This is a genomic window from Caulobacter sp. (assembly GCF_039596335.1).
GTDB lineage: Bacteria > Pseudomonadota > Alphaproteobacteria > Caulobacterales > Caulobacteraceae > Caulobacter.
Genome location: NZ_JBCNJZ010000001.1, coordinates 781,583 through 804,982, shown reverse-complemented (window position 1 = coordinate 804,982; position 23,400 = coordinate 781,583). Strand labels below are relative to the sequence as shown.

The window sequence follows — 23,400 nt, the reverse complement described above, 5'->3', positions numbered from 1 at the left end:
TCGTGCAAACTTCCTCGGATTATCGCACGGCGTGGCCGGGCGCATAAGTCTCCTCACCAGAGACGGAGACATCAGATGAAGACGCATCAACTCGGCAAGACCGGCCCCGTCGTTTCGGCCTTCGGCCTCGGCTGCATGGGCATGTCGGACATGTACGGCCCCAGTGACCGCGCCGAGAGCCTGGCCACCTTCGACGCGGCGGTCGAGGCGGGGATCACCCTGATCGACACCGGCGACTTCTACGGCATGGGCCACAACGAGATGCTGATCGGCGAGGCGCTGAAGAGCCACAAGCGCGACAAGCTGGTCATCAGCGTCAAGACCGGCGCCCTGCGGGACCCGATGGGCGGCTTCCTCGGCTATGACAGCCGTCCGGCCGCCATCAAGAACTTCCTGGCCTACAGCCTCAAGCGCTTGGGCGTCGACTACATCGACATCTACCGCCCCTCGCGCCTGGATCCGGACGTGCCGATCGAGGACACCATCGGCGCCATCACCGAGATGGTCCAGGCCGGTTATGTCCGCCACGTCGGCTTGTCGGAAGTGGGCGCCGACACCATCCGCCGCGCCGCCAAGGTCGCGCCGATCGTCGACCTGCAGATCGAGTACTCGCTGGTCTCGCGCACGGTCGAGGCCGAGATCCTGCCGACCCTGCGCGAGCTGGGCATCGGCATGACCGCCTATGGCGTGCTGTCGCGTGGCCTGATCAGCGGCCACTGGAGCAAGCAGCGCTCGGAGGGCGTCGGTCGTGACTTCCGCGCCATCAGCCCGCGGTTCCAGGGCGAGAACCTGGACGCCAACCTCAAGCTGGTCGAGGCCCTGCGCGGCGTCGCCGAGGCCAAGGGCGTGACCACGGCCCAGGCCGCGATCGCCTGGGTGGCTTCGCGCGGTAACGACATCGTGCCGCTGATCGGCGCCCGCCGCCGTGATCGCCTGACCGAGGCCCTGGGCGCGCTCGAGGTGAACCTGACCCCACAGGACCTGGCTGCCATCGAGGCCGCCGTGCCGCAGGACGCCGTGGCGGGTACGCGCTACGCCCAGGCCATGATGGCGCACCTGGACAGCGAGCGCTGATCCTTGCGGCGGGGGCGCTTAGGCGCCGCCCAGGTGCCCCCGCCAGGCCTCGCGCAGGACCTTCTTGTCGATCTTGCCTGTGGCAGTGAGCGGCACGGCGGCGAAGACCACGTCGTCGGGCGTCCACCACTTGACGATGCGCGGGGCCAGGTAGTCGAGCACGGCGGCCTTGCTGACGTCCGCGCCATCATGGGCCTCGATGACCAGCAGGGGGCGTTCCTCCCACTTCGGATGGGGCACGCCGACCACGGCGGCGACCTTCACGCCCGGGCAGCCGGCGGCGACGTTCTCGAGATCGATCGAGCTGATCCACTCGCCGCCCGACTTGATGACGTCCTTCTGGCGGTCGGTGATGCGCATGAAGCCGTTGGCGTCGAGCGTGGCGATGTCGCCGGTGTCGAACCAGCCGTCGGGACGGGCGGCGTCCTGGTCCTTGCAGAAATAGCGCTGCACCACCCACGGGCCGCGAACCAGCAACGCGCCTGAGGTCTCGCCGTCCCAGGGCGCTTCCTGGCCATCGTCGGTCTCGACGCGCAGTTCGATGCCGAATTGCAGCCGGCCTTGGCGGGTCCAGATCGCTTCGTCCATCGCCTCCTCACCAAGAGCGGCTAGAGCGGGCGTGGGAGTGGCGACAACGCCGATCGGGCAGGTCTCGGTCATGCCCCAGATCTGCAGCACTTGGACGCCGTGGCGGCGCTTGAAGGCCTCGGCCATGGCGCGCGGCACGGCGCTGCCGCCGATCACGACCTTCTTCAGGCTGTCCGGCTGATGGCCGGTCTTCTCCAGCCAATCCAGATACATCGTCCAGATGGTCGGCACGCCGCCGGTGAAGGTGACGCCCTCGGTCTGGATCAGCTCGTGCAGGCTCGCCCCGTCCATCTTGTCGGCAGGCAGGACGAGCTTGGCGCCGCACAGCGGGGCGCTGAACGGCACGCCCCAGGCGGTGGCGTGATAGAGGCTGGAGCAGGGCATGGCCACGTCGAAGGCCGTGAAGCCGAAGGCGCTGTTGAGGCCGCCGGCCATGGCGTGCAGCACCACGGCGCGGTGCGAATAGAGCACGCCCTTGGGATCGCCCGTCGTGCCCGAGGTGTAGCAGAGGAAGGCCCCGGCGTTCTCGTCGAAGACCGGCCAATCGATCGTCTCGGGCTCGCCCGCGATCAGGGTCTCGTAGCTGGCGGCGTCGCCTTCGGTGCGCTCGGCGTCCGACAGCATGACGAAGGTCTTCACGGTGGTCAGCTGCGGGGCCAGCCGTTCGACCAGGGCCGCGAAGTTGCGCTCGAAGAACAGCACCGCGCTTTCGGCGTGATTGATCGTGTAGACGATCTGCTCGTCCGAGAGGCGCGGATTGGCTGTGTGCAAGACTGCGCCGATGCCAGGCGCGGCGTAGAACAGCTCTAGGTGCCGATGGGTGTTCCAGGCCAAGGAGGTGACGCGGTCGCCGGGCTTGATCCCCAGCCGGCGCAGGGCATGAGCGGCCTGGGCGGCGCGGCGGGCCAGGCCCGCATAGTCCGAGCGCCACAAGGGCTCGTCGATCCGTCGCGAGACGACCTCACGCGATCCGTGGGCCTGGGCGGCGTAGGTCAGGACGCCGCTGATCAGTAGCGGCGCGGTCTGCATGAGCCCCGGGATCATCGGCTCCTCCCAACTTTTATTGTTGGAAGGAGCCTAGATCGGGAAAGGGCGTCCGTGGAAGGCGTTACGCAGCGCGCGCAGCGACGCCGGGACGGCTTTCCTCGGTGCGGAAGCGGCCAACCAGTCCGGCCAGCTCGCCGGCCTCGCCCTTCAGCGAGTGGGTGGCGGCGGTGGCTTCCTCGACCATGGCGGCGTTCTGCTGGACGACCTGGTCCATCTGGTTCACCGCGACATTGACCTGGTGCAGGCCGGTCGACTGTTCCTGGGCCGAGGCGGCGATTTCCTTGACCAGGCTGTCGATCGAGGCGACCTGGTCGACGATGGCGCGCAGGGCCTGGCCGGTCTGGGCCACCAGGCTGACGCCGGTCTCGACCTGCTGCGACGAGGTCGAGATCAGGGTCTTGATCTCCTTGGCGGCGTCGGCCGAACGCTGGGCCAGGGCGCGAACTTCCTGGGCCACGACGGCGAAGCCCCGGCCAGCTTCACCCGCACGAGCGGCTTCAACACCAGCGTTCAGGGCCAGCAGGTTGGTCTGGAAGGCGATCTCGTCGATCACGCCGATGATCTGGCCGATCTGGCCCGACGAGGTCTCGATCTCGTTCATGGCCGAGACGGCCTGCTGGACGATCTGGCCCGAGCGCTCGGCGCCGGCGCGGGCCTGGGCGACAACCTGCGAGGCCTCGATGGCGCCCGAGGCGGTCTTGCGGACCGTGGCGGTGATCTCGTCCAGGGCGGCGGCGGTCTCTTCCAGGCTGGCGGCCTGCTGCTCGGTGCGACGCGACAGGTCGTCGGAGGCCTGGGCGATCTCTTCCGAGCCCGCATGGATACCGCCGGTGGCGCCGTTGATGCCGCGCAGCACGTCGCGCAGACGGTCGGCGGCGGCGTTGAAGTCGCGCTTCAGGCGCTCGGTCTTCGGGGCCAGCGGGGCGGTGATGCGGTGGGTCAGATCGCCGGCGGCCAGATGGTCCAGGGCCTGGGCCAGGCTGTCCATGGCGAAGGCGTCGGCGGCGGCTTCGGCGGCCTTCTCGCGCTCGCGCTGTTCACGCTCGCTCTCGGCCTGGGCGCGCTGAGCAGCGGCCTCGGCTTCCATGCGCAGCTTCTCGACGGCGGCGGTCTTGAAGTGGGCGACGGCGCTGGCCATCTCGCCGACCTCGTCCTTGCGACCCATGGCCGGAACGTCGACGTTGTTGTCGCCGGCGGCCAGGCGGCGCATGGCCTGGGTCATGGCTGCGACCGGCGCGCCGATGGTGCGTGACAGCATCCCGCCCATCAGGGCGGCGATCACCAGCGAGGCGGCCCCGCCGATCATCAGCGACCAGTTGGCCATGGCCTGGGCGTCTTCGCGTTCCTGCTGGCGCTGGGCGACGCGGGCGCGGGCGGCATCGATCAGGTCCTTCTGGGCGGCGCGGATCTTCGACAGGCTCTTGCGGCCAGTCAGTTCGCCGGCCTGGGCGCGGCCGGTCGCAGGATCGGCCATCAGGGCCATGGTCGGCTCGCCGATCGTCTGGCGCCATTCGGCCATGGCCGCGCGCAGCGTCTGGATACGCTCGCGCTGCTCGGCCAGGATGGTCTTCTTCTCGAAGGCGACGAGGGCGGCGTCGAACTCGGCCTTGGACTCCTGGTAGGTGTCGGCGAACTTGGGGTCACCCATGATCACGTAGCCGCGCAGGGCGTTCTGCTGCTCCAGCACCAGGGTCATGATCTGCTCGCCCTGAGCTGACAGGGCCAGGGTGTGCTGAGCGCTGGCCGACGCTTTGTCGATGCGCTGCAGGCTGGTGAACACCACACCCGACGAAATCGCGGAAGCCAGGATGAGTGCGCAGAAGGCGACACCCAGCTTCACCGGTATTTTGAGGTCCTGAAAACGCATATCCCCGAATTCCTGCACAGCCCCGTGTTGAACTGAGGAATTCGGGGATAACTTTTAAGAACTCATTGTGAAGTTGTAGGTGAACAATGTTATATTAATGACGTTGTACTCGGATCGGGTTTAGAGATTTGAGATAACGGCGTCGCCCATTTGCGCTGTGTCAAGTTTTCCGCCCAGGTCGCGGGTTCGGGCGCCGTCGTCCAGTGCCTTCTTGACCGCAGCCAGCAGGGCGTCGGCGGCCTCGGATTGTTTCAGCGACCAGCGCAGCGCCATTTCGAACGACAGGATGGCGGCCAGCGGATTGGCCCAGCCCTTGCCGGCGATGTCAGGGGCCGAGCCGTGGATCGGCTCGTACAGGCCCGGCTTCTCCGGATCGCCGATGGCGGCCGAGGGCAGCATGCCCAGCGAGCCGGTCAGCATGGCCGCGGCGTCCGACAGAATGTCGCCGAACAGGTTGTCGGTGACGATGACGTCGAACTGCTTGGGGGCGCGCACCAGCTGCATGGCGCAGTTGTCGGCCAGGATGTGCTCCAGCTCGACATCCGGATACTCACGCGCGTGCAGGTCGGTGATCACCTGCTTCCACAGAAGACCCGACTCCATCACGTTCGACTTCTCGGCCGAATGGACCTTGTTCTTGCGGCCGCGGGCCAGCTCAAAGGCCACGCGCCCGGCGCGCTCGATCTCGCTGGTCGTGTAGGTCTGGGTGTCGAAGCCGCGCTTCTGGCCGTCGGCCAGGTCCTCTATGCCGCGCGGTTGGCCGAAATAGACGCCGCCCACCAGTTCGCGCACGAACATGATGTCCAGGCCCGAGACCAGCTCCGGCTTCAGGCTGGAGGCGCCGGCCAGGGCTTCGAAGCAATAGGCAGGGCGCAGGTTGGCGTAGACGTTCATCGCCTTGCGCAGGTTCAGCAGACCGGCCTCGGGGCGCAGGTGGCGCGGGGCGTTGGCCCATTGCGGACCGCCGACGGCGCCCATCAGCACCGCGTCGCTGGCGATGGCCTGGTCGCGGACCTCGTCCAGCAGCGGCGTGCCGTGAGCGTCGTAGCTCATGCCGCCATAGGGGGCTTCCTCGACCTTGAGGTCCGGGGTGAGGGCGGCCGCCACGCGACGCACCTGCGCGCAGACTTCAGGACCGATGCCGTCGCCGGGCAGGAGCAGCAGGGTGGACATGGGAGGCTCTCTCTAAATCTTGCGATAGGCGGAAATGTCGAAGGACTGCAGGTCGCGGCCGTGCACGCCCAGATCTGCGCAGGCGGCGCGCCAGGCGGCCATGTGCGGCGTGGCGCGGTGGTGCTCCAGCGCCGCCTCGCTCTCGAAGTGTTCGTAGACCCGGATCAGGCCCGGATCGAGCGGATCCTCGGTCAGGGCATAGTCCAGGCAGCCCGGCTCGGCGCGGGTGCCTTCGACTTGGGCGCGGAGATGCGGTCGCAGGTCGGCCAAACGTTCGGGCGCGATGCGGATCGTGCCGGCGAGGATCAGGGTCATCGGGCGTCTCCCCCTTCCCTCGTGGGGAAGGGCCAGAGGGGAGGGGCTTTAAGCTTCCATCCAGGGCTGGCTGATGGCGCGCTTGCTTTCGAAGACGTCGATGTCGCCGCCGTGCTGCAGGGTCTCGCCGATGGCGTCCAGGCCCTTGAGCATCTTCTCCTTGCGGACCGGATCGATCTCGAAGCGGATGGTCTTTCCCGACGGCGAGACCACGGTCTGGGTTTCCAGGTCGACGCTGACCATGTGATTGCCGCCCTTGGCCTCGTCCATCAGGGCGGCCAGTTCGTCGGGCTTCACGACCACCGGCAGCAGGCCGTTGTTGAAGCAGTTGTTGAAGAAGATGTCGGCGAAGCTGGTCGAGATCACGCACATGATCCCGTAGTCCATCAGCGCCCACGGGGCGTGCTCACGCGACGAGCCGCAGCCGAAGTTGTCGCCGGCCACCAGCACGGAAGCGCCCTTGTACTCGGGCTTGTTCAGCACGAAGTCAGCGATTTCCTGACCGTCCGCGTCGAAGCGGAAGTCGTAGAACAGGCCCTTGGCCAGCCCTTCGCGTTCCACGGTCTTGAGGAACTGCTTGGGGATGATCTGGTCGGTGTCGATATTGGCCAGCTCCAGAGGAGCGGCGCGGCCATCGAGGCGGGTGAAGGCTTTCATGGCGCCCTCCTTCAGGTCTTCAGGCTCTGGGTGATGACCCAGCGTTCGGTGCGGGTGGCGGTCTGGCCGCTCGGGTCGGATGAGGTGATCAGGCTCTCGCAGTCGGCCTTCAGCGGCAGACCCGTCTTCAGATCGATCTCGTAGAGACAGCCGCTGGTGCGATCCAGCTTCAGGCTGGCCAGGGCGGTCCGGGGATCGGGGGCGCCCGGCTTCTGCGGCATGCGCGCGGCGAGGGCCTCCAGCGCCACGGCCATGCTGTCCTTGGCCGACTGAGCGTTCAGGGTCAGTGTCCAGCGAACGACGGCGACGTTGCGCGCGGTGTCGATCGTCTCCAAGGCGATGACGCCGTCGGCCTTGATCGGCGGGCCGCCCAGCGGATTGGGCAGGCGGTCCTCATAGGTGTGCGGCTTGCCGGCCTCGAGGTCGACATTGACCGGAATGGTCAGGAAGCCGTCTTCCTTGAGCAGGACGGCGGCGGCCTGTTGCGGGTTCATGCGCTCGAACACCGGCACGACCGCGCCCAGGGCCTGCTGGCCTTCCGGCGAGTCGCCGACCAGGGCGGTCAGGGTCTTGCGGATTTCGGCGATGATGCTCGACCAGCCCTCCATCGACTTCGGCGCCAGGCTCTCGTCGGCGGCGTAGACAAAGGTGTGGTTGGTCAGGTTCTCGACGGCCGCCTGCAGCTTGGCCTGGTCGGTCTCCGAGGGCAGCTCGGGCAGACGCGTCTCGACCGGCTTGAGCGTGACGCGATAGCCGCCGTCGCGGGCCTCGATGGTCTTCTCATAGCGGGTGAACGCGCTGGCGCTCTTCATCTCGCCGTTGCGGACGTCCTCGCGCGAGCGCTCGACGCTCATCTCCACCTTGGCGACCTTGGGAAGGGTCAGCGGAGCGGAGAAGGTCGAGGCGGCCATGGCGAGGACGACCAGCAGGGTCACGACAGCAGGGTCCGCACGTCCACCAGGTGGCCGGCGATCGCCGCCGCGGCGGCCATGGCGGGCGAGACCAGGTGGGTGCGGCCGGCGCGGCCTTGGCGGCCTTCGAAGTTGCGGTTGCTGGTCGAGGCGCAACGCTCCTGCGGGGCCAGCTTGTCGGGGTTCATGGCCAGGCACATCGAGCAGCCCGGCTCGCGCCAGTCGAAGCCCGCGGCCTTGAAGATGGCGTCCAGGCCCTCGGCCTCGGCCTGTTCCTTCACCAGGCCCGAGCCCGGCACGACCATCGCCTTCACGTGCGGAGCCACCATGCGGCCGTGCAGGAAGGCTTCCTGCACCACGGCGGCGGCGGCGCGCATGTCCTCGATCCGGCTGTTGGTGCACGAGCCGATGAAGACGCGGTCGATCTTGGCGTCCGAGATCGGCTGGCCGGCGGTCAGGCCCATATAGTCGAGCGCCCGGTGCGCGGCCGCGCGCTTGTCAGGCGTGGCGAAGCTTTCCGGGTCCGGGACGTTGCCGGTGACCGGCACGACGTCCTCAGGGCTGGTGCCCCAGGTGACCATCGGGACCAGGGCCGCGCCATCGATGACGACGGTGCGGTCGAAGACAGCGTCCTCGTCGGTGAAGAAGGTCTTCCAGTGGCTGACGGCCATGTCCCAGGCCGCCCCCTTGGGGGCGGCGGGCTTGCCCAGGATGTAGTCGAAGGTCTTGTCGTCCGGCGCCACCAGGCCGGCCTTGGCGCCGCCCTCAATGGTCAGGTTGCAGAGGGTCATGCGGCCCTCCATCGACAGCTCGCGTACGGCCTGGCCAGCGAACTCGATGACATAGCCGGTGCCGCCGGCGGTGCCGATCTCGCCGATCACGGCCAGGGCGATGTCCTTGCCGGTCACGCCCGGGCCCAGCTGGCCGTCGACGCGGACCAGCATGTTCTTGGCCTTCTTCTGGCGCAGGGTCTGGGTGGCCAGCACGTGCTCGACCTCGGACGTGCCGATGCCATGGGCCAGGGCCCCAAAGGCGCCATGGGTCGAGGTGTGGCTGTCGCCGCAGACGATGGTCATGCCCGGCTGAGTGCGGCCCTGCTCGGGACCGACCACGTGGACGATGCCGTTGCGGATGTCGCCCATCGGGAAGAATTCGATGCCGTTGTCGGCGACGTTGCGGGCCAGCGTCTTGAGCTGCAGGCGCGCCTCTTCGTCGGCCACCGCATCGACGCCCAGGGCCTGGCCCTCGGTCGGGATGTTGTGGTCCGCCACGGCGAGCGTGCGGTCGGGACGACGCACCTTGCGGCCGGCCGCGCGAAGGCCGGCGAAGGCCTGCGGGGTCGTCACCTCGTGGATGAGGTGCAGGTCGATATAGAGGATCGCTTCGCCGTCCTGTTCGTTGACGACGTGTGCGTCCCAGATCTTGTCGTAGAGGGTCTTGGCTGCGCGGGTCATAGCGCCCCGCATCTAGGCCTTCGCGAGGGATGCGTAAAGCGAGGAAACGCCCAAAATAACGTGTTCGAGCGCGCTGCGGCGCGCGTTCGTGCCCCGTGTGGACGCCATTAGGCTGGTGGTGCGCATGTTTTTTGCCCCGACGGCGCAACTGACGGACGAGGATCGCGAGCGCGGCCTGCGCCACCTGGTGGTCGAGGCCGGGTTCTCGAACGCCTGCACGGCCGTGACCAGCGGTGTGATCCTGACCGCTTTCGCCCTGCACCTGGGGGCGTCCAACACCACCATCGGCCTGCTGGCGGCGATCACCTTCTGGGTGCAGCTGCTGCAGGCCCCTGGCGTGCTGATGGTCGAGCGGCTGCGGACGCGGAAACGCATCGCCATTCTGGCCAGTCTGCTCAGCCGCTGCGCCTTGGTCGGTATGGCAGCCCTGGCCATCCTGCCCAACGCTGGTGGCGCGACCTTGGCCATACTGGTGGCGCTGCAGGTGTTCTTCTGCGGGATCGCCACGTTCGGGGGCTGCGCCTGGAACGCCTGGGTCCGCGACCTGGCCCCCGAGCAGCGTCTGGGCCAGATCTTCGCCAAGCGGACGATCAACGCCACCGTCGTCGCCCTGATCGCCAGCCTGGCCGCCGCCTTCGCCCTGGACCGCGCGCCCGAGGGCTCGACCTGGCGGCCGCTGGCGTTCGGCGGGCTCTATCTGTTCGGCTTCGTGATGGGCCTGCTCAGCTGCCGCGAACTGGCGCTGACACCCGAGCCTCGGATGCCGGCGGCGTCCGAGCGCGTGAAGCTGCTGCCGCTGCTGAAGGCTCCACTGAAGGACCAGAATTTTCGGCGGCTGATCATGTTCCTGGCCAGCTGGCAGTTCGCGGTGAATCTGGCCACGCCGTTCTTCACGGTGTTCTTCGTCAAGCAGCTGGGCCTGGACATCACCTTCGTCGTCATCCTGGGGGTGGTCAGCCAGGCGACCAATGTGCTGGCCCTGCGCAGCTGGGGCCTGCTGTCGGACCGCTTCGCCAACAAGTCGGTTCTGGCCGTGGCCGCGCCGCTGTTCATCCTGTGCATCGCCGCCATGGTCGGGGCCTCGCAGATCCAGGAGAAGGCCTGGGTCATGGCCTATCTGGTCGGGCTGCACGCCCTGATGGGCCTGGCGACGGCCGGCGTGACCCTGTCGTCGGGCAATATCGCCATGAAGCTGTCGCCGCGCGGCTCGGCCACCGCCTATATCGCCGCCAACGCCCTGATCAGCTCGGCCGCCGCCGGCCTGGCGCCCGTGCTGGGCGGGGTGTTCGCCGACTTCTTCGCCGCCCGCCGGCTGGAGATCCTGCTGCGCTGGACCAGCCCCGGCGACGTGCTGACCCTGATGCCGCTGCGGGTGTCCAACTGGGACTTCTACTTCCTGATCGCTTTCGTGCTGGGCCTCTACGCCCTGCACCGGTTGTCGCTGGTCACGGAGGCGGGCGAGGTCGACAGCAAGGCCATGGTCGGCGAGGTCATCGCCCAGGCCCGCCGCGACGTGCGCAACCTCTCGCCGATCGCGGGGCTGAAGTTCCTGACCGACGTGCCGGCCGCCCTGCTGCGCGACGCCCGCGTCCAGCGCCGCCTGCGCCGGGCCCGCGAGAGCCAAGCCGAGCGCGACGCCGAGAAGACGCGGCGCGGCGGCAAGCGACGGGTTCGAAAGGTTTCTAGAACGACATAGGGCGCGCCTGTTCTAGCGCGCCCTAGCATCGTTTTTGCCTTCGGGGGCCGATGGCTCCGCCCGAAGAGGGCCGTCCGCTAGAAAGAAGACGGTCTGGAAGCCCGGCCTGAACCGGGGGTGCCTTCACCATCTCACGGAACGGAGGTTTGTCAAGGATCGTGCGTTCGCACGGACGCGCGGCCGTCAGTAGCCGTCGAGGCCTTCAAGGCGACGCGCCAGATCCTGTGGCGAACGGATGGGCGGGGGCGGGATCAGGTCGAACAGCAGCTGATCGCCCCGCCCGTCACAGTTCCAATCTGCGGTGACCACTCCGGTCCTTGGGACATAGGCCGCACAGGCGTCGATGACATGATCGCCGTCGCGATCGACATAAAGCCCCCCGCCAATCTTGTAGAACCGCACCCCCGCCAAGGTGCGGACCAGCGTCATGTCCCCGCGGCGGATCCGGACGCCATCGTAGCCGCCGACGATGCGGAGACGGATTTCGGCCAGGTCGACGCCCAGGCCTCGCAAGCCGTTGGGCGCCAGGAGATCGGGCTTGCCGGGGAACGAGGGGAGGTTGGAGCTTGTCTGGGCCGCCCAGCCGCTGGACACGGCCAGGATGGTCAGCAGGCCGGCCACCTTCATCATTTGGCGCATGAGCTCTTCCAGGTTCGAAGCCGGGTCACGGTTTGGCGCGATCGATCTCTAAAATTCAACCTGAAGGTTATCCGGCGGGGCGCGTCAAGGGTGAAGCTGCAGGACGCTCCAGCGGCGCTACGGCGGCGTAGTGGGCGATCAGCGGGTCGGCGGCCGCCTGCGCCAGCACCCAGTCGCGGAAGGCGGCGATCTTTCGCACCCGGGCGCGTTCGCTGGGATAGGCCAGCCAGTAGCCGCCGGTATAGCGGGCCACCACGTCGAACGGCATGATCAGCCGCCCCTCGGCCAGCTCGCGGGCGAAGAAGATCGGTGAGCCCAGGGCTGCGCCGTGGCTGGCCAGGGCGCTGGCGACTTCCAGCGCCTGGGCGTCGGAGGCCAGCCGCGGCGCCGGCCGTTGCGGATGGTCGCTGACCCCGGCGGCCTGGAACCACTCGTCCCACTCGCGGGCGATGCCGATGCGGGGGATTTCCAGCAGGTCCTCAGGCTTTTCGAGGCCCCCGACCCGGGCCAGCAAATCCGGCGAGACCATGGGCGTCTGGACGGCGGGGACCAGGAAGTGGCTGGTCATGCCAGGCCAGTTTCCGTGGCCGCCGCGCATGGCCATGTCGACACCTTCTCGCGCCAGGTCGACGACCCGGCTGGAGGCCTCCAGCCGCACGGCGATGCGCGGGTGGGCGATCTGGAAACCGCCCAGGCGCGGGGCCAGCCACTGGCCGCCCAGGCTTTGCAGGGTGGTGATCGACAGCACGCCCTCGTCGGTCTCGACCAGGTCGGACACCGCCGCCCGCAGCAGGGACATCGCTTCCGTCGCCGCCCGCGACAGGCGCTCGCCGGCCGGGGTCAGGGTCACTTCGCGGGGCAGGCGATGGAACAGCGGCTGGTCCAGCTGTCGCTCCAGCGCCTTGACCTGCCAACTGACGGCGGCCTGGCTCACCCCCAGAGCGTCGGCTGCACGGGTGAAGCTCTTCAGACGAGCGGCCGCCTCGAACACGCGGAGGGCGCTGAGCGGCAGGCGGGCGAGGATGTCGGCCATAAGGTAAGTTTATGCATATCCAAGGAGGCCGCGTTTGTCACTCGGTCGCCGAACGTCGATCTTCAGGGCATTGGAAAGCCCCGGAAGGCGAAGATGATGGACCTGGCCCTCAAGACCCATAAGGAAACCGAATTCGGTTGGCTGCTGGCCCTACGGCAGCTGTGGGCGCTGCTGCGCGCGCCGAGCGCGCCTGGCAAGCACCCCCGTATCCTAGCGCCGCGCTAGGCCGGGCGGGGGTTCGCCTCCGCCCAGGCCTTGGTCGCCTGGCACGTCTCCATCGCCCGCTTGTAGCCGTCGCGGGCGGTGGTCCGCTCGATATAGGCCCACTCCGCCTCGCCGAGAGGATAGCCGACCGTGCGATGGGCGAACTCCAGGGCGTAGGTCACTGAGATGTCGGCGGCCGTGAACGCCTCGCCGGCCATGAACGGCGCCTGGGCCAGCTGACGCGTGACCAGGCGCAGGCGGCCCTCGAACATTGCCCGACCCTTGCGCGCGCCCCAGTTGTCGCGCTCGGCCTCGGGCGCGAGAATCTGGCTGACCACGGTCATGAACATGGGCATCGCCAGACCCGCCTCGCCCAGGTGCAGGAACTGCTGATAGGCCGGGAAGGCGGGGTCCTGCGGGGGCGGCGCTAGCGACGTCGGTCCGTAGCGGGCCATCAGATATTCCATGATGGCGATGGACTCGACCATGATCGTGTCGCCGTCCTGGATCGCCGGAATGAAGCCTGCGGGATTGATGGCCAGGAACTCCGGATCGTTCTCGACCCCGGCCAGCATGTCCACGGGCCGCAGCCGGTAGGGCAGCCTCATCTCCTCCAACAGCCAGACGACCCGAAAGCCCCGGCCCTCGCCGAATACGGTGATCATGTCGGCGCTCTCCCGTGCCCCGCGCCCATTCAAGCCGATGGCGGCGCCGGCGCAACGAAAAAGGCCCCGGTGTTTCCACCGGGGCCTCGTTCGTTTCGAAGCTCGAAAGGCTTAGTCTTCAGACGAAGCCGCAGCCGAGGCCGACGCCTTAGGAGCGCCCGAGCGCTCGGCGATGCGGGCCGACTTACCGCGACGGTCGCGCAGGTAGTACAGCTTGGCGCGACGGACGACGCCGCGACGCTTCACTTCGATGCTTTCGATGCTCGGCGACAGCAGCGGGAACAGACGTTCCACGCCTTCACCGAACGAGATCTTGCGGACCGTGAAGCTCTCGTGGACGCCGGTGCCGGCGCGGGCGATGCAGACGCCTTCGTAGGCCTGAACGCGCTCGCGCTCGCCTTCCTTGATCTTCACGTTGACGCGCAGGGTGTCACCGGGACGGAAGTCCGGGATCGCGCGGGCGGCCAGCAGACGGGCCGATTCTTCTTGCTCGAGCTGAGCGATGATGTTGATCGCCATGATCATTTCTCCTTGGGCTTACCCGTTTTTGGGCCGCCTTTTGCCTGTTGATTGGCGAGATGCGCGTCCCAAAGATCGGGGCGCCGCTCGCGAGTAGTCTCTTCACGCATACGCTTGCGCCATTGGTCGATCCGCTTGTGATCGCCCGACAGCAGCACCTCGGGGATGTCCTGTCCTTCAAACGTCCGCGGTCGCGTGTACTGCGGATGCTCCAGGAGACCGTCCTCGAAGCTTTCTTCTAACGTGCTCTCGATGTTCCCCAGCACACCCGGGGCCAATCGAACGCACGCCTCGATCACGACCATCGCCGCCGCCTCGCCACCGGCAAGGACCGCGTCTCCGACCGAGACCTCCTCGAACCCGCGGGCGTCGAGCACCCGCTGATCCACCCCCTCGAAGCGGCCGCACAGCACCACGATACCGGGCGCCTTGGACCACTCTCTTACGCGCGCCTGGGTCAGGGGCCTGCCCCGGGCGCTCATGTACAAAAGCGGCCGACCATCCAGCTCCACACTGTCGAGCGCAGAGGCGATAACGTCCGCTTTGAGCACGGCTCCCGCGCCGCCACCCGCAGGGGTGTCGTCGAGGAAGCCGCGCTTATCCTTGGAAAAGGCCCGAATGTCCAGCGTTTCCAAGCGCCACAGATCCTGTTCCTTCCAGGCGGTCCCGATCATCGAGACGCCGAGCGGGCCTGGGAAGGCGTCGGGGAACATGGTCAGGACGGTTGCGGTGAACGGCATCAGCGCTCTTTAGCCGCACCGGCGGCGAGAGTCGAAGGGCGTCGGCCAACGGCGCCGTTTTCGGCTTGTTCACCCCTCCTGAGGCAGGGTTCCGGCGAAATTCCTCGTCCGGACCGCCGTCATGTCGACCCCGACCCGCCTCTTCCGTCGCATCGGCGACTTCCTGGTCCGCCTGCGTCGTGATCAGCGCGGCGCCATCGCCGTTCAGTTCGCCTTTTTGGCGCTGCCGCTGGCGGTGATCGTGTTCGCCCTGGTGGACCTGGGCCGCATCAGCCTGCAGCGCCGGCAGATGCAGGACGCCCTGGACGCGGCGACCCTGATGGCGGCGCGCTCGACGGCCGTCACCGACGCCGATCTCGACAAGGTTGGCGACGCGGCCTTCGTGGCCGAGATCGCCGGCCTGAACCTGGGCCTGACCGGCAGCGACTCCACCTTCAAGGCGGGCGACAAGAGCCGCATCCTGGGCTCGGTCAGCGCGACCCTTAAGCCTGTGATCGCCAATCTGTGGACCAACAAGGATTTCACGGTCAACGCGACCTCGGAGGTCGTGCGGTCGTCCAAGGATCTGGAAGTGGCCGTGGTGCTGGACATCACCGGCTCGATGAGCGGCTCGCGGATCACCGACCTGAAGACCGGCGCCTCGGACCTCGTCGACATCATCGTCAAGGACGTCCAGACGCCGTTCTATTCGAAGGTGGCGATCGTGCCGTACTCGATGGGCGTCAATGTCGGCGACTATGCGGACGCTGTGCGGGGCCCGGTTCCGGTGCGCAACATTACCGGCGCGGCCTGGGCGGCCAGCGCCTCGCGGTCAATTACTGGGGTCAGCAAGGCTTCGAACGCCGTGTTTACATCGAACGGCCACGGCTATGCGGTGGGGGATACAGTCTACATCGCCGGGATCAATGGAACGTCGAACGTTACGCCGTTGAACAACAAGTACTACGTGATCAGCGCCCGGACGACCAACACCTTCACCCTGACCGGCGCTGACACCAGCGGCACCTGGTCCTCGTCCTCTGGCTACAGCTCCGGCGGCACGGTCACCAAGTGCACGACCAGCGACTGTTCGATCGTGATCACCACCAGCGTGGCCCATGGCTTCATCACCGGTGATCTGATCGCCTACGCTGGCATGAGGGGCTATACCGCCCTGAACGGCGTCACCCGTTCGATCGCCTCGCTGACAACGACGACATTCGACACCGGCGTCAATGGCCCTGGGACATCGACCTATACCGGGGGCGGTACAGCGACGTGTAACACCAGCACCAACCCCGGGTGCCAGAAGTACACCTTCAAGAACATGTATTCGAACGACACGACGCGCACGCTCAGCACCTGCGTGACCGAGCGCACGGGTTCCGACGCCTATACCGATGCGGCCCCCAGCACGTCGCTGGTGGGGCGCAACTATCCGACGACCAAGGACGATGGGGTGCCCAGCAACCGGTACAACCCCTGCCCGACCTCCGAGATCGTGCCGCTGTCCAGCGACCGCGAGGCGCTGAAGGCCAAGATCAACGCCTTGACGATCGGCGGCTCGACCGCGGGCCAGATCGGCTTCGCCTGGGGCTGGTACATGGTGTCGCCGAACTTCGGTTATCTCTGGCCGAACGCCGTGCAGCGCCCGGCCGCCTACAAGACCGACAACCTGATGAAGGTCGTCGTGCTGATGACCGATGGCGCGTTCAACACGCCCTACTGCAACGGGGTCATCTCCCGCGACGCCGGTGCGGGCAGCGGCGACTATGCCGATCACATCACCTGCAACGCCACCAATGGCGACGCCTTTGCCCAGACCCGGGCGCTGTGCAAGGAGATGAAGGACGCCAAGTACGACCTGCGGGTCTACACGGTGGGCTTCGACGTCGACGACGCCACGGCCACCAGTGTCCTGAAGTACTGCGCCAGCAAGGAAGAATACGCCTTCTTCCCGGCCACGGGCTCGGAACTGAAGACGGCGTTCAAGTCGATCGCCCAGGAGATCTCGGCCCTGCGCATCGCCAAATAGGTCAGGGCGGCGGGGGTTCGCCGTAGCGGTTGGCGTCGGCCTTGGAGGGCTGCGCCAGCAGCACGATCAGCAGCACCAGCGCGCCCAGATAGAGCAGGTTGTTGAAGAACAGCGCGAAGAAGAACAGCTCGAAGCCCGGAAGCGGCTTTTCGATGCCGCGCATTAAAAAGCTGAAGCCCACGAGGCCAAGAGTCAGGGACAGCAGCGGCGCCAGACCCCAGTAGCCGGCCCGCCCGGTGTCGTGCAGGCGGCGGGTCACCGCGGCGGCCAGCAGGCCCACGGCCGCGGCGATCTCGACGGCCATCACCAGCACCATGCCGATCAGGTTGGGCATGCCGTCGGTGGCCGACATCGCCTGTCCGATGAAGGCCATGTTGCCGGCGCCCATGACCAGCATCAGCACGACCACGACGACGCCCGCATAGGGCCAGAAGATCCCGCGCGGGTCGCGGCCCGAGAAGTCGGTCAGTCCGCTCAGATTGCGCCGCAGGAACTTCATTGCCCAACCTCCAGAATCAAACACGCCCGCCCCGACCATGACGTCGAGGCGAGCGTGTGCAAGGAATCTTTCGGAGGTTGTGGCGAGCCTAGGCCAGCTTGATCTCGCGCAGGCGCTGCTGGAGGAATTCGTCGGCTGTGATCGACTCGGGATAGCGGTCCGGGTTCTCGGCGGTGATCGTGCTGGGCAGGGTCTTGATCTCGTAGTCCGACGCGAAGTGCAGGAAGAACGGCGTCGAGTAGCGCGGGATGTGGCGACGCTCGGGCGGCGGGTTCTGCACGCGGTGGATGGTCGAGGGCAGGACGTGGTTGGTCAGGCGCTCCAGCATGTCGCCGATATTGATGACGATGCAGCCCGGGGGCGGGTTGATCGGCAGCCAGTCGCCGTTGCGGTCCAGCAGTTCGAGGCCGCCTTCCTCAGCGCCCATCAGCAGGGTGATGGTGTTGATGTCGCCGTGGGCGCCGGCGCGCACGCCGGTGGCGTCCTGCGGGATCGGCGGATAGTGCAGCAGGCGCAGCACCGAGTTGCCGTTCTCGACCGTCGGCTTGAAGAAGTCGCGGTCCAGCTTCAGGTAGGTGGCGATCGCCTCCAGCACCTTGCCGCCCATGGTGTCGAGCGCGTTGTAGAACCAGCTGACGTTATGCTTGAAGGCCGGGATCTCGGCCGGCCAGACGTTGTCTGCCATGGTGGCGCGGAAGCGGTGGCCGGGCGGCAGGTCGCGGCCCATGTGCCAGAATTCCTTCAGGTCGTAGTGCGTGGCGCCCTTGGCGGTCTCGACCCCGAACGGGATGTAGCCGCGCGCGCCGCCCTTGATCCCGGCGTACTGCTTCTTGGTGTCTTCCGGCAGGGCGAAGAAGGCCTTGGCGCTGTCCACGGCCGCGTCGATGCGGCTCTGGTCTAGGTCGTATTCCGACAGCACCGCGAAGCCGTAGCGCTCGAACGAGGCGCCCAGCTCTTGGGCGAAGCGCGGGAAATCCTTGGCGTAGAGGGAGAAGGAGACCGGATCGATGGCGGAATTGGACACGTCGGCGGGCCTTGAGTCTGCAAGCGTTTGAATAGGTAAGTCCCTTCTTACTACACCGGAGGCGGGGCGAAACGAAGGCTGTTCGTCGTCGCGCGGGCGTGGCGTTCGGAACTTGACCATAAGTCGGGCGTTTGCCCGATTGACCTTGATTTACAGCAAACAGTCCAGGGGTGCGAGAATGCGCAAGATTGCTTTGACGGCCGTGCTGATCGGCGCGGGGGCCGTGGCCGCCTGTTCCACCACCGATCCCTATACCGGCATGCCGGTGCGCAACAACACGGGCACGGGTGTCCTGGCCGGCGCCGCCGGCGGCGCTCTGTTGGGCTATCTGACCAACACCAACAAGGGCGAGCAGGGCCGCAAGAACGCGCTGATCGGCGCCGGCATCGGCGCGCTGGCCGGCGGCGCCGTCGGCAACTACATGGACCGCCAGCAGGCCGACCTGCGCCGCAGCCTGGAAACCTCGGGCGTCATGATCCGCCGCAACGGCGACCAGATCGTGCTGGTCATGCCCAGCGACGTGACCTTCGGCGTCGACCGCTCGGACGTGCAGCCGCAATTCACCCGCGTGCTGGACGACGTGGCCCGCACCCTGAACGCCTATCCGCAGACGACGATCGACGTGGTTGGCCATGCCGACAGCAGCGGCGCGGCCGACTACAATCAGGCCCTGTCGGAGCGTCGCGCCGGCGCTGTGGCCAGCTACCTGACCCAGCAGGGCCGCGTCCTGCCCGACCGCGTCTTCGTGGCCGGGATGGGCATCCGCCAGCCGGTCGCCGACAACGCCACCGCCGCCGGTCGCGCCCAGAACCGCCGGGTGGAAATCATCCTGCGTCCGCTCACCTAAGGGGGGTTAGGGGCGCGGAATCGTCGCGCCCTTGATCCAAACGGTTGCTTTTCCCTCGCGCCGTCGCCAATTCGTCACCTTGCTACGGGGTGGCGGGCGCGGCGTGAGGTTGAAGTGAACAAGTTGGCGAGCGAAGGCGTCAGTCTGACCAAGCAGGCCTTTGCCCTGTCCGGCGACCTGATGCGCCCGAACCCGGCGATCTATTGGGCGGACCTCCTGGTCTCGTCGGTGCTGGCCTGGGGCGGCCTGGCCGTGGCGGCCACGACCTCCAGTCTGGCGATCGGCCTGATCGCTGGCGCGGTCAGCATCCTGGCGCTGTATCGCGCGCTGGTCTTCATCCACGAACTGACCCACATGCGCGACGACGAGGTTCCGGGCTTCCGCGTCGCCTGGAACGTGCTGGTCGGCGTGCCGCTGATGACGCCGTCGCTGATGTACGAGGGCGTGCACAACGTCCACCACGTCAAGGATCGCTATGGCACGGCGCTGGACCCAGAATACATGCCGCTGTCGCGCTTCACCCCACTGTCGCTGGCCGGCTTCCTGTTCGTGGCTCTGCTGGCGCCGCTGGGGGCCCTGATCCGTTCGGCGATCCTGACGCCGCTGTCGTTCCTGATCCCGCCGATGCGCCGTTACGTGAAGACGCGCCTGTCGGCCATGATCATCAATCCCGCCTTCGTCCGCGAGGACATGAACAAGCCGCGCACGGCGTGGCTGATCCAGGACGTCGCCTGCTGGCTGTGGTCGTGGATGCTGCTGGGCGCGGTGTTCGCCGGCCTGCTGCCGGTGCGGGTGTTCCTGATCGGCTTCGCCATCTTCGCCCTGGCCACCTTCGTCAACCAGGCCCGCACCCTAGCGGCGCACCTGTGGGACAACGAGGGGGACAAGATGACCCTGGACGAGCAGTTCCTGGACTCGGTCAACGTGCCGCCGCCGAACCTGGCCTCGGAACTGTGGGCGCCGGTCGGCCTGCGCTACCACGCCCTGCACCACCTGCTGCCGCGCCTGCCGTATCACAACCTGGGCAAGGCTCATGCGCGTCTGGCCGAGGCGTTGGGCCCGGACTCGATCTATCACCATGCGTCGCAGAAGGGGCTGTTCGAAGCCCTGGCGGGACTGTTCCGTCGCGCCGGTCGCAAGCCCTAACCCGTCGTCTAGACAAGAGAACGACGCGGACGTGGTGGCGTCCGCGTCGCGGCAGTTGCGGTGTTTCGCGCGGGGATCCGGCTCCGACCCGATTTAACCCCCACCGAGGACGGGCGGATCTCACCGCGGGGCGCTCGGTCGTCGCAAAGGGAATGACGCTTCGACCGGGTCGCCAGCCGTTCGCGTAGGGCGCAAGCCCAGACCGAGCAACGGGTTGCGCCCGCTTTGAGACACCGGGTCATGAATCTGAGACACCGCGCACGGAACATCTGAGGACATTGACGCGACTGATCTTTCGGGGTCTGGCTGGCGGCTCGCGTATCGTTGGTCCGAGTTCACCCTGATGTCGTCGTCAGATTCGACGCTTCCCCAGTTCGAAGCCGGCACTCGCCTGACCCCGGGTCGCCTGGGCGCCGAGGCCTATGCCGAGGCCATCGCTCCGGTCTTCGACACCCGCCTGCGCGACGCTGGCGAGCAAGGGCCGGATCTCTGGATCGAAAGTTTCAACATCGGCTCGATGGTGCTGGGAGAGGCCCATATGAGCCAGGCGACCTTCACCTATGGCCGCGATGCGCGGAAGGTCGCCGCTACGGGTCTTGAGCTGGTGCTGGTTCAGGTCATCGTCGGCGGCGTCGACCATCGCCGCACCGACAGCGACGAGATGATCGCGCGTCCCGGCGACGTCTGCCTGCTGGACCTGACCCGGACCTTCGAGTCCAACACCGCCGACTGCACCAACATCAACCTGGCCTTGCCGCGCGACGCCTTCGACGCCCGCGACATCGACCTGGATCCGCTGCACGGCCTCGTTTTGCGCCGCGAGAGCGCCGGGGCCCAGCTGCTGCGCGCTCATGCCGAGAGCCTGATGCGCCTGGCCCCCAATCTGCACCCGGACGAAGCCTATGGCGTCGGTCGCGCCACGACCGATCTGCTGGCCGGCCTGACCCTGGGCCACCGCGGCGAGGCGGCGACCCGCGCGGCGGCCGAAACCCAGCGCGCCCGTATGCGCCGGTTTATCGACGCCAACCTGCATGACCCGGCCCTTGACGCCGAGCTGCTGTGCCGCAAGTTCGGGGTCTCGCGCGCGTCGCTCTATCGCTTGTTCGCGCCGCTGGGCGGGGTCAGCGAGCACATCCGCAATCGCCGCCTGCGCCGGGTGTTCGACGCCTTGTCGGATCCTGGCCAGCCCCTGGCGATGGCCCAGGTGGCCGAGCGCTATGGCTTCACAGTCTGGTCAAGCTTCAGCCGGGCGTTCAAGGCCCGCTTCGACATGACGCCGGGCGAGGCGCGCAGCCTGGGCGGGGCCGCGGCGGCGCGCGCCAACGGCCTCCAGCCCGCGTCGGGCGCGCTGCCGGACTGGCTGCGCGCCCTCGACGCCGCCTAGGTCGCGGGTTCTTCGCCCAGCGCGACGGACGCGTCCGACGGCTTGCGCGGCTTGAACAGCGGACCAGGGACCGGGGCGTTGCCGTGCAGCAGGCCGACGCCCGCATAGATGCCGCCGGTCATCTCCAGCTCGAAGCGTTCGGCGTCGCGGGCGCGGATGTCCTCGCTGGTCTCGGCCACTTCCTCGTCGTTCAGGCCCATCAGGCGCAGGGACTCGGCCCCGAACACCATGGCCGACTCGAAGGTCTCGCGGATCTGGTAGTCGACCTCAGCCTTGATCAGGTCCAGAGCGTGGCCGCGGTCATAGGCGCGGACCATCAGCTTGGCCTGCGGGAACTCGGCCTTGGCCAGTTCGACGATGCGGTTGGCGGCGGCGACGTCCTCGATGCAGACGGCGATCAGCTTGACCTTGCCGGCCCCGGCCGCGTGCAGGATGTCGGGGCGCGAGCCGTCGCCTTAATAGACCTTGAAGCCGAACGGGGCGGCGTTGGTCACCCGCTTGGTGTCCAGGTCCAGGATGCTGACGTCGACGCCGCGGGCCAGCAGCGACTGGCAGACCACCTGGCCGAAGCGGCCGAAGCCGATGACCAGCACGCTGCCCGACAGGCCGTCCGGCTCCTCGACATTGTCCAGGGCCAGCGGATCGTCCGGCGTGATGCGGCGCACGGCCATGACCACGAACGGGGTCAGGATCATCGACATGATGACCGCGGCGGTGAAGAGGGCGTTGTCGCGCGCGCCGATCACCCCGGCCTGGGCGGCCGCGCCATAGAGGACGAAGGCGAACTCACCGCCCTGGGCGAACAGGGCCGCGCGGTTGGCGGACTCGTTGTTGCAGGCCTTGAACAGACGGGCGACGACATAGATGCCGGCCGCCTTGATCGCCATCAGTCCGACCACGATCAGGGCCAGGAATTGCCACTGGCTGGCGACGACGCCGAGGTCCAGCGACATGCCGACGGCGATGAAGAACAGGCCCAGCAGCAGGCCGCGGAACGGCTCGACGTCGGCCTCCAGCTGGTGGCGATAGGCCGAGCCCGACAGCAGCACGCCGGCCAGGAAAGCGCCCATGGCCATCGACAGGCCCGACAGGTCCATCAGCCAAGCCGCGCCCAGCACCACGGCCAGGGCGGCGGCGGTCATCACCTCACGCGCCTTGGCGGCCGACAGCAGGCGGAACAGCGGGTTCAGCAGCCAGCGACCGGCGACGAACAGGCCGACCAGCGCGCCGAACGCGATCAGCATGTCGATGGCCCACGAGCCGCCCGTGCCGCCGCGCGGCGACAGCAGGGTCACCACGCCCAGCAGCGGCACGATGGCCAGGTCTTCCAGCAGCAGGATCGAGATCGCCCGCTGGCCGCGCGGGGCCGAGGCCTCGCCGCGCTCTTCCAGCATCTGCATGATCACAGCGGTGGACGAAAGCACAAAGCCCATGGCGCCGATGAAGGCCACCGGCCAGGACAGGCCGGCGAAGTGGGCCGCCACGGTCATGGCCGCGCCGCAGCCCAGCACCTGGGCCGCGCCCAGGCCGAAGATGTCGCGCCGCATGCCCCACAGACGGGCCGGACGCATCTCCAGCCCGATGATGAACAGGAACATGATCACGCCGAGCTCAGCGATGTGCAGGATGGTCTGGGGCTCGTCGAGCACCTGCAGGCAGAACGGACCGATGATGATCCCGGCCAGCAGATAGCCGAGGATCGAGCCGAACCCGAGGCGCTTGAAGATCGGTCCTGCGACCACGCCCGCGCCCAGCACGGCCACGACCTGGGCCAGATTGACGCCGTGTTCCGCCGCTTCACCCGCCATCCGTCATCCCCCTGTCCGATTCCTCGGGTCTTTTGGCATCGTCGCGGCGCGGGGTCGATCCTTGATGGGCCTCACGTTGCGGGCATAGTGCGACCG

General features: G+C 67.7%; 20 protein-coding genes and 1 pseudogene. 6 read left to right on the top strand and 15 right to left on the bottom strand.

The features are described 5' to 3' along the window. The first annotated feature begins 75 nt into the window (after nucleotides 1-75). The gene (locus tag ABDW31_RS03920) at nucleotides 76-1,074 is read left to right on the top strand and encodes an aldo/keto reductase (protein WP_184715830.1); all 999 of its coding nucleotides are present in this window, start codon (nucleotides 76-78) and stop codon (nucleotides 1,072-1,074) included. Nucleotides 1,075-1,092: 18 nt separating this feature from the next. On the opposite strand, the gene ABDW31_RS03915 is transcribed toward ABDW31_RS03920, so the two are convergent. The 7 genes from ABDW31_RS03915 to leuC all read right to left on the bottom strand — a co-directional run bounded on the left by ABDW31_RS03915 (nucleotide 1,093) and on the right by leuC (nucleotide 9,086). Further along, complete coding sequence (locus ABDW31_RS03915) at nucleotides 1,093-2,706, bottom strand: long-chain fatty acid--CoA ligase (protein ID WP_184715832.1); 1,614 nt, start codon at nucleotides 2,704-2,706, stop codon at nucleotides 1,093-1,095. Between the two features lie 64 nt (nucleotides 2,707-2,770). Further along, nucleotides 2,771-4,576 carry a methyl-accepting chemotaxis protein gene (locus tag ABDW31_RS03910; RefSeq protein WP_184715834.1) on the bottom strand — a complete coding sequence of 602 codons (1,806 nt, stop codon included), beginning with the start codon at nucleotides 4,574-4,576 and terminating at the stop codon, nucleotides 2,771-2,773. Between the two features lie 120 nt (nucleotides 4,577-4,696). Then, nucleotides 4,697-5,749, bottom strand: a complete 1,053-nt coding sequence (leuB, locus tag ABDW31_RS03905; RefSeq protein ID WP_184715836.1) for a 3-isopropylmalate dehydrogenase — start codon at nucleotides 5,747-5,749, stop codon at nucleotides 4,697-4,699. Nucleotides 5,750-5,761: 12 nt separating this feature from the next. Continuing rightward, nucleotides 5,762-6,064: a putative quinol monooxygenase gene (locus tag ABDW31_RS03900; RefSeq protein ID WP_184715838.1), complete on the bottom strand. Its 303-nt coding sequence runs from the start codon at nucleotides 6,062-6,064 to the stop codon at nucleotides 5,762-5,764. 48 nt (nucleotides 6,065-6,112) lie between these two features. After that, nucleotides 6,113-6,721 (bottom strand): 3-isopropylmalate dehydratase small subunit, encoded by a 609-nt coding sequence (gene leuD, locus ABDW31_RS03895; protein WP_184715840.1) that lies wholly within the window; start codon nucleotides 6,719-6,721, stop codon nucleotides 6,113-6,115. 11 nt (nucleotides 6,722-6,732) lie between these two features. Beyond that, a complete protein-coding gene (locus ABDW31_RS03890) occupies nucleotides 6,733-7,656 on the bottom strand; it encodes a hypothetical protein (protein ID WP_184715842.1) in 924 nt (307 codons plus the stop codon). Then, nucleotides 7,653-9,086, bottom strand: a complete 1,434-nt coding sequence (gene leuC / locus ABDW31_RS03885) for a 3-isopropylmalate dehydratase large subunit (protein ID WP_184723562.1) — start codon at nucleotides 9,084-9,086, stop codon at nucleotides 7,653-7,655. The genes ABDW31_RS03890 and leuC overlap by 4 nt, the downstream gene beginning before the upstream one ends. 88 nt (nucleotides 9,087-9,174) lie before the next feature. On the opposite strand from leuC, the gene ABDW31_RS03880 reads away from it, so the two are divergent. After that, nucleotides 9,175-10,782 carry an MFS transporter gene (locus ABDW31_RS03880; protein ID WP_343698294.1) on the top strand — a complete coding sequence of 536 codons (1,608 nt, stop codon included), beginning with the start codon at nucleotides 9,175-9,177 and terminating at the stop codon, nucleotides 10,780-10,782. Nucleotides 10,783-10,965: 183 nt separating this feature from the next. Here the strand turns inward: ABDW31_RS03880 and ABDW31_RS03875 are convergent, their stop codons facing one another. From ABDW31_RS03875 to trmD, 5 genes are all read right to left on the bottom strand, one after another. Further along, nucleotides 10,966-11,421: a hypothetical protein gene (locus ABDW31_RS03875; RefSeq protein WP_184715846.1), complete on the bottom strand. Its 456-nt coding sequence runs from the start codon at nucleotides 11,419-11,421 to the stop codon at nucleotides 10,966-10,968. 67 nt (nucleotides 11,422-11,488) lie between these two features. Then, on the bottom strand, nucleotides 11,489-12,454 hold the full coding sequence (locus ABDW31_RS03870) for a LysR substrate-binding domain-containing protein (RefSeq protein WP_184715848.1): 966 nt from the start codon (nucleotides 12,452-12,454) through the stop codon (nucleotides 11,489-11,491). A 221-nt stretch (nucleotides 12,455-12,675) separates the two neighbouring features. Continuing rightward, nucleotides 12,676-13,323, bottom strand: coding sequence for a glutathione S-transferase family protein (locus ABDW31_RS03865; RefSeq protein ID WP_184715850.1), 648 nt, complete (start codon nucleotides 13,321-13,323; stop codon nucleotides 12,676-12,678). 111 nt (nucleotides 13,324-13,434) lie between these two features. Next, nucleotides 13,435-13,842, bottom strand: a complete 408-nt coding sequence (gene rplS, locus ABDW31_RS03860) for a 50S ribosomal protein L19 (RefSeq protein WP_221444603.1) — start codon at nucleotides 13,840-13,842, stop codon at nucleotides 13,435-13,437. 2 nt (nucleotides 13,843-13,844) lie between these two features. After that, complete coding sequence (trmD, locus tag ABDW31_RS03855) at nucleotides 13,845-14,582, bottom strand: tRNA (guanosine(37)-N1)-methyltransferase TrmD (RefSeq protein WP_184715852.1); 738 nt, start codon at nucleotides 14,580-14,582, stop codon at nucleotides 13,845-13,847. Nucleotides 14,583-14,703: 121 nt separating this feature from the next. Here trmD and ABDW31_RS03850 point away from each other — a divergent pair, with 121 nt between their 5' ends. Then, on the top strand, nucleotides 14,704-16,596 hold the full coding sequence (locus ABDW31_RS03850; RefSeq protein ID WP_184715854.1) for a pilus assembly protein: 1,893 nt from the start codon (nucleotides 14,704-14,706) through the stop codon (nucleotides 16,594-16,596). 1 nt (nucleotide 16,597) lies between these two features. On the opposite strand, the gene ABDW31_RS03845 is transcribed toward ABDW31_RS03850, so the two are convergent. Both ABDW31_RS03845 and ABDW31_RS03840 read right to left on the bottom strand, forming a co-directional pair. Further along, nucleotides 16,598-17,095: a DUF805 domain-containing protein gene (locus tag ABDW31_RS03845; protein WP_184715856.1), complete on the bottom strand. Its 498-nt coding sequence runs from the start codon at nucleotides 17,093-17,095 to the stop codon at nucleotides 16,598-16,600. 88 nt (nucleotides 17,096-17,183) lie between these two features. Continuing rightward, nucleotides 17,184-18,119 carry an isopenicillin N synthase family oxygenase gene (locus tag ABDW31_RS03840; RefSeq protein WP_184715858.1) on the bottom strand — a complete coding sequence of 312 codons (936 nt, stop codon included), beginning with the start codon at nucleotides 18,117-18,119 and terminating at the stop codon, nucleotides 17,184-17,186. 178 nt (nucleotides 18,120-18,297) lie between these two features. Here ABDW31_RS03840 and ABDW31_RS03835 point away from each other — a divergent pair, with 178 nt between their 5' ends. The 3 genes from ABDW31_RS03835 (at nucleotide 18,298) to ABDW31_RS03825 (ending at nucleotide 21,496) form a co-directional block, all read left to right on the top strand. Beyond that, entirely contained in the window at nucleotides 18,298-18,966 is a 669-nt protein-coding gene (locus ABDW31_RS03835) for an OmpA family protein (RefSeq protein ID WP_184715860.1), read from the top strand. A 114-nt stretch (nucleotides 18,967-19,080) separates the two neighbouring features. After that, nucleotides 19,081-20,112, top strand: a complete 1,032-nt coding sequence (locus ABDW31_RS03830; RefSeq protein WP_184715862.1) for a fatty acid desaturase — start codon at nucleotides 19,081-19,083, stop codon at nucleotides 20,110-20,112. Between the two features lie 343 nt (nucleotides 20,113-20,455). Continuing rightward, entirely contained in the window at nucleotides 20,456-21,496 is a 1,041-nt protein-coding gene (locus tag ABDW31_RS03825; RefSeq protein WP_343698293.1) for a helix-turn-helix domain-containing protein, read from the top strand. Here ABDW31_RS03825 and ABDW31_RS03820 read toward each other — a convergent pair. After that, nucleotides 21,493-23,304, bottom strand: a pseudogene (locus ABDW31_RS03820) (monovalent cation:proton antiporter-2 (CPA2) family protein). The gene ABDW31_RS03825 and the pseudogene ABDW31_RS03820 overlap by 4 nt on opposite strands. Nucleotides 23,305-23,400 lie beyond the last annotated feature (96 nt).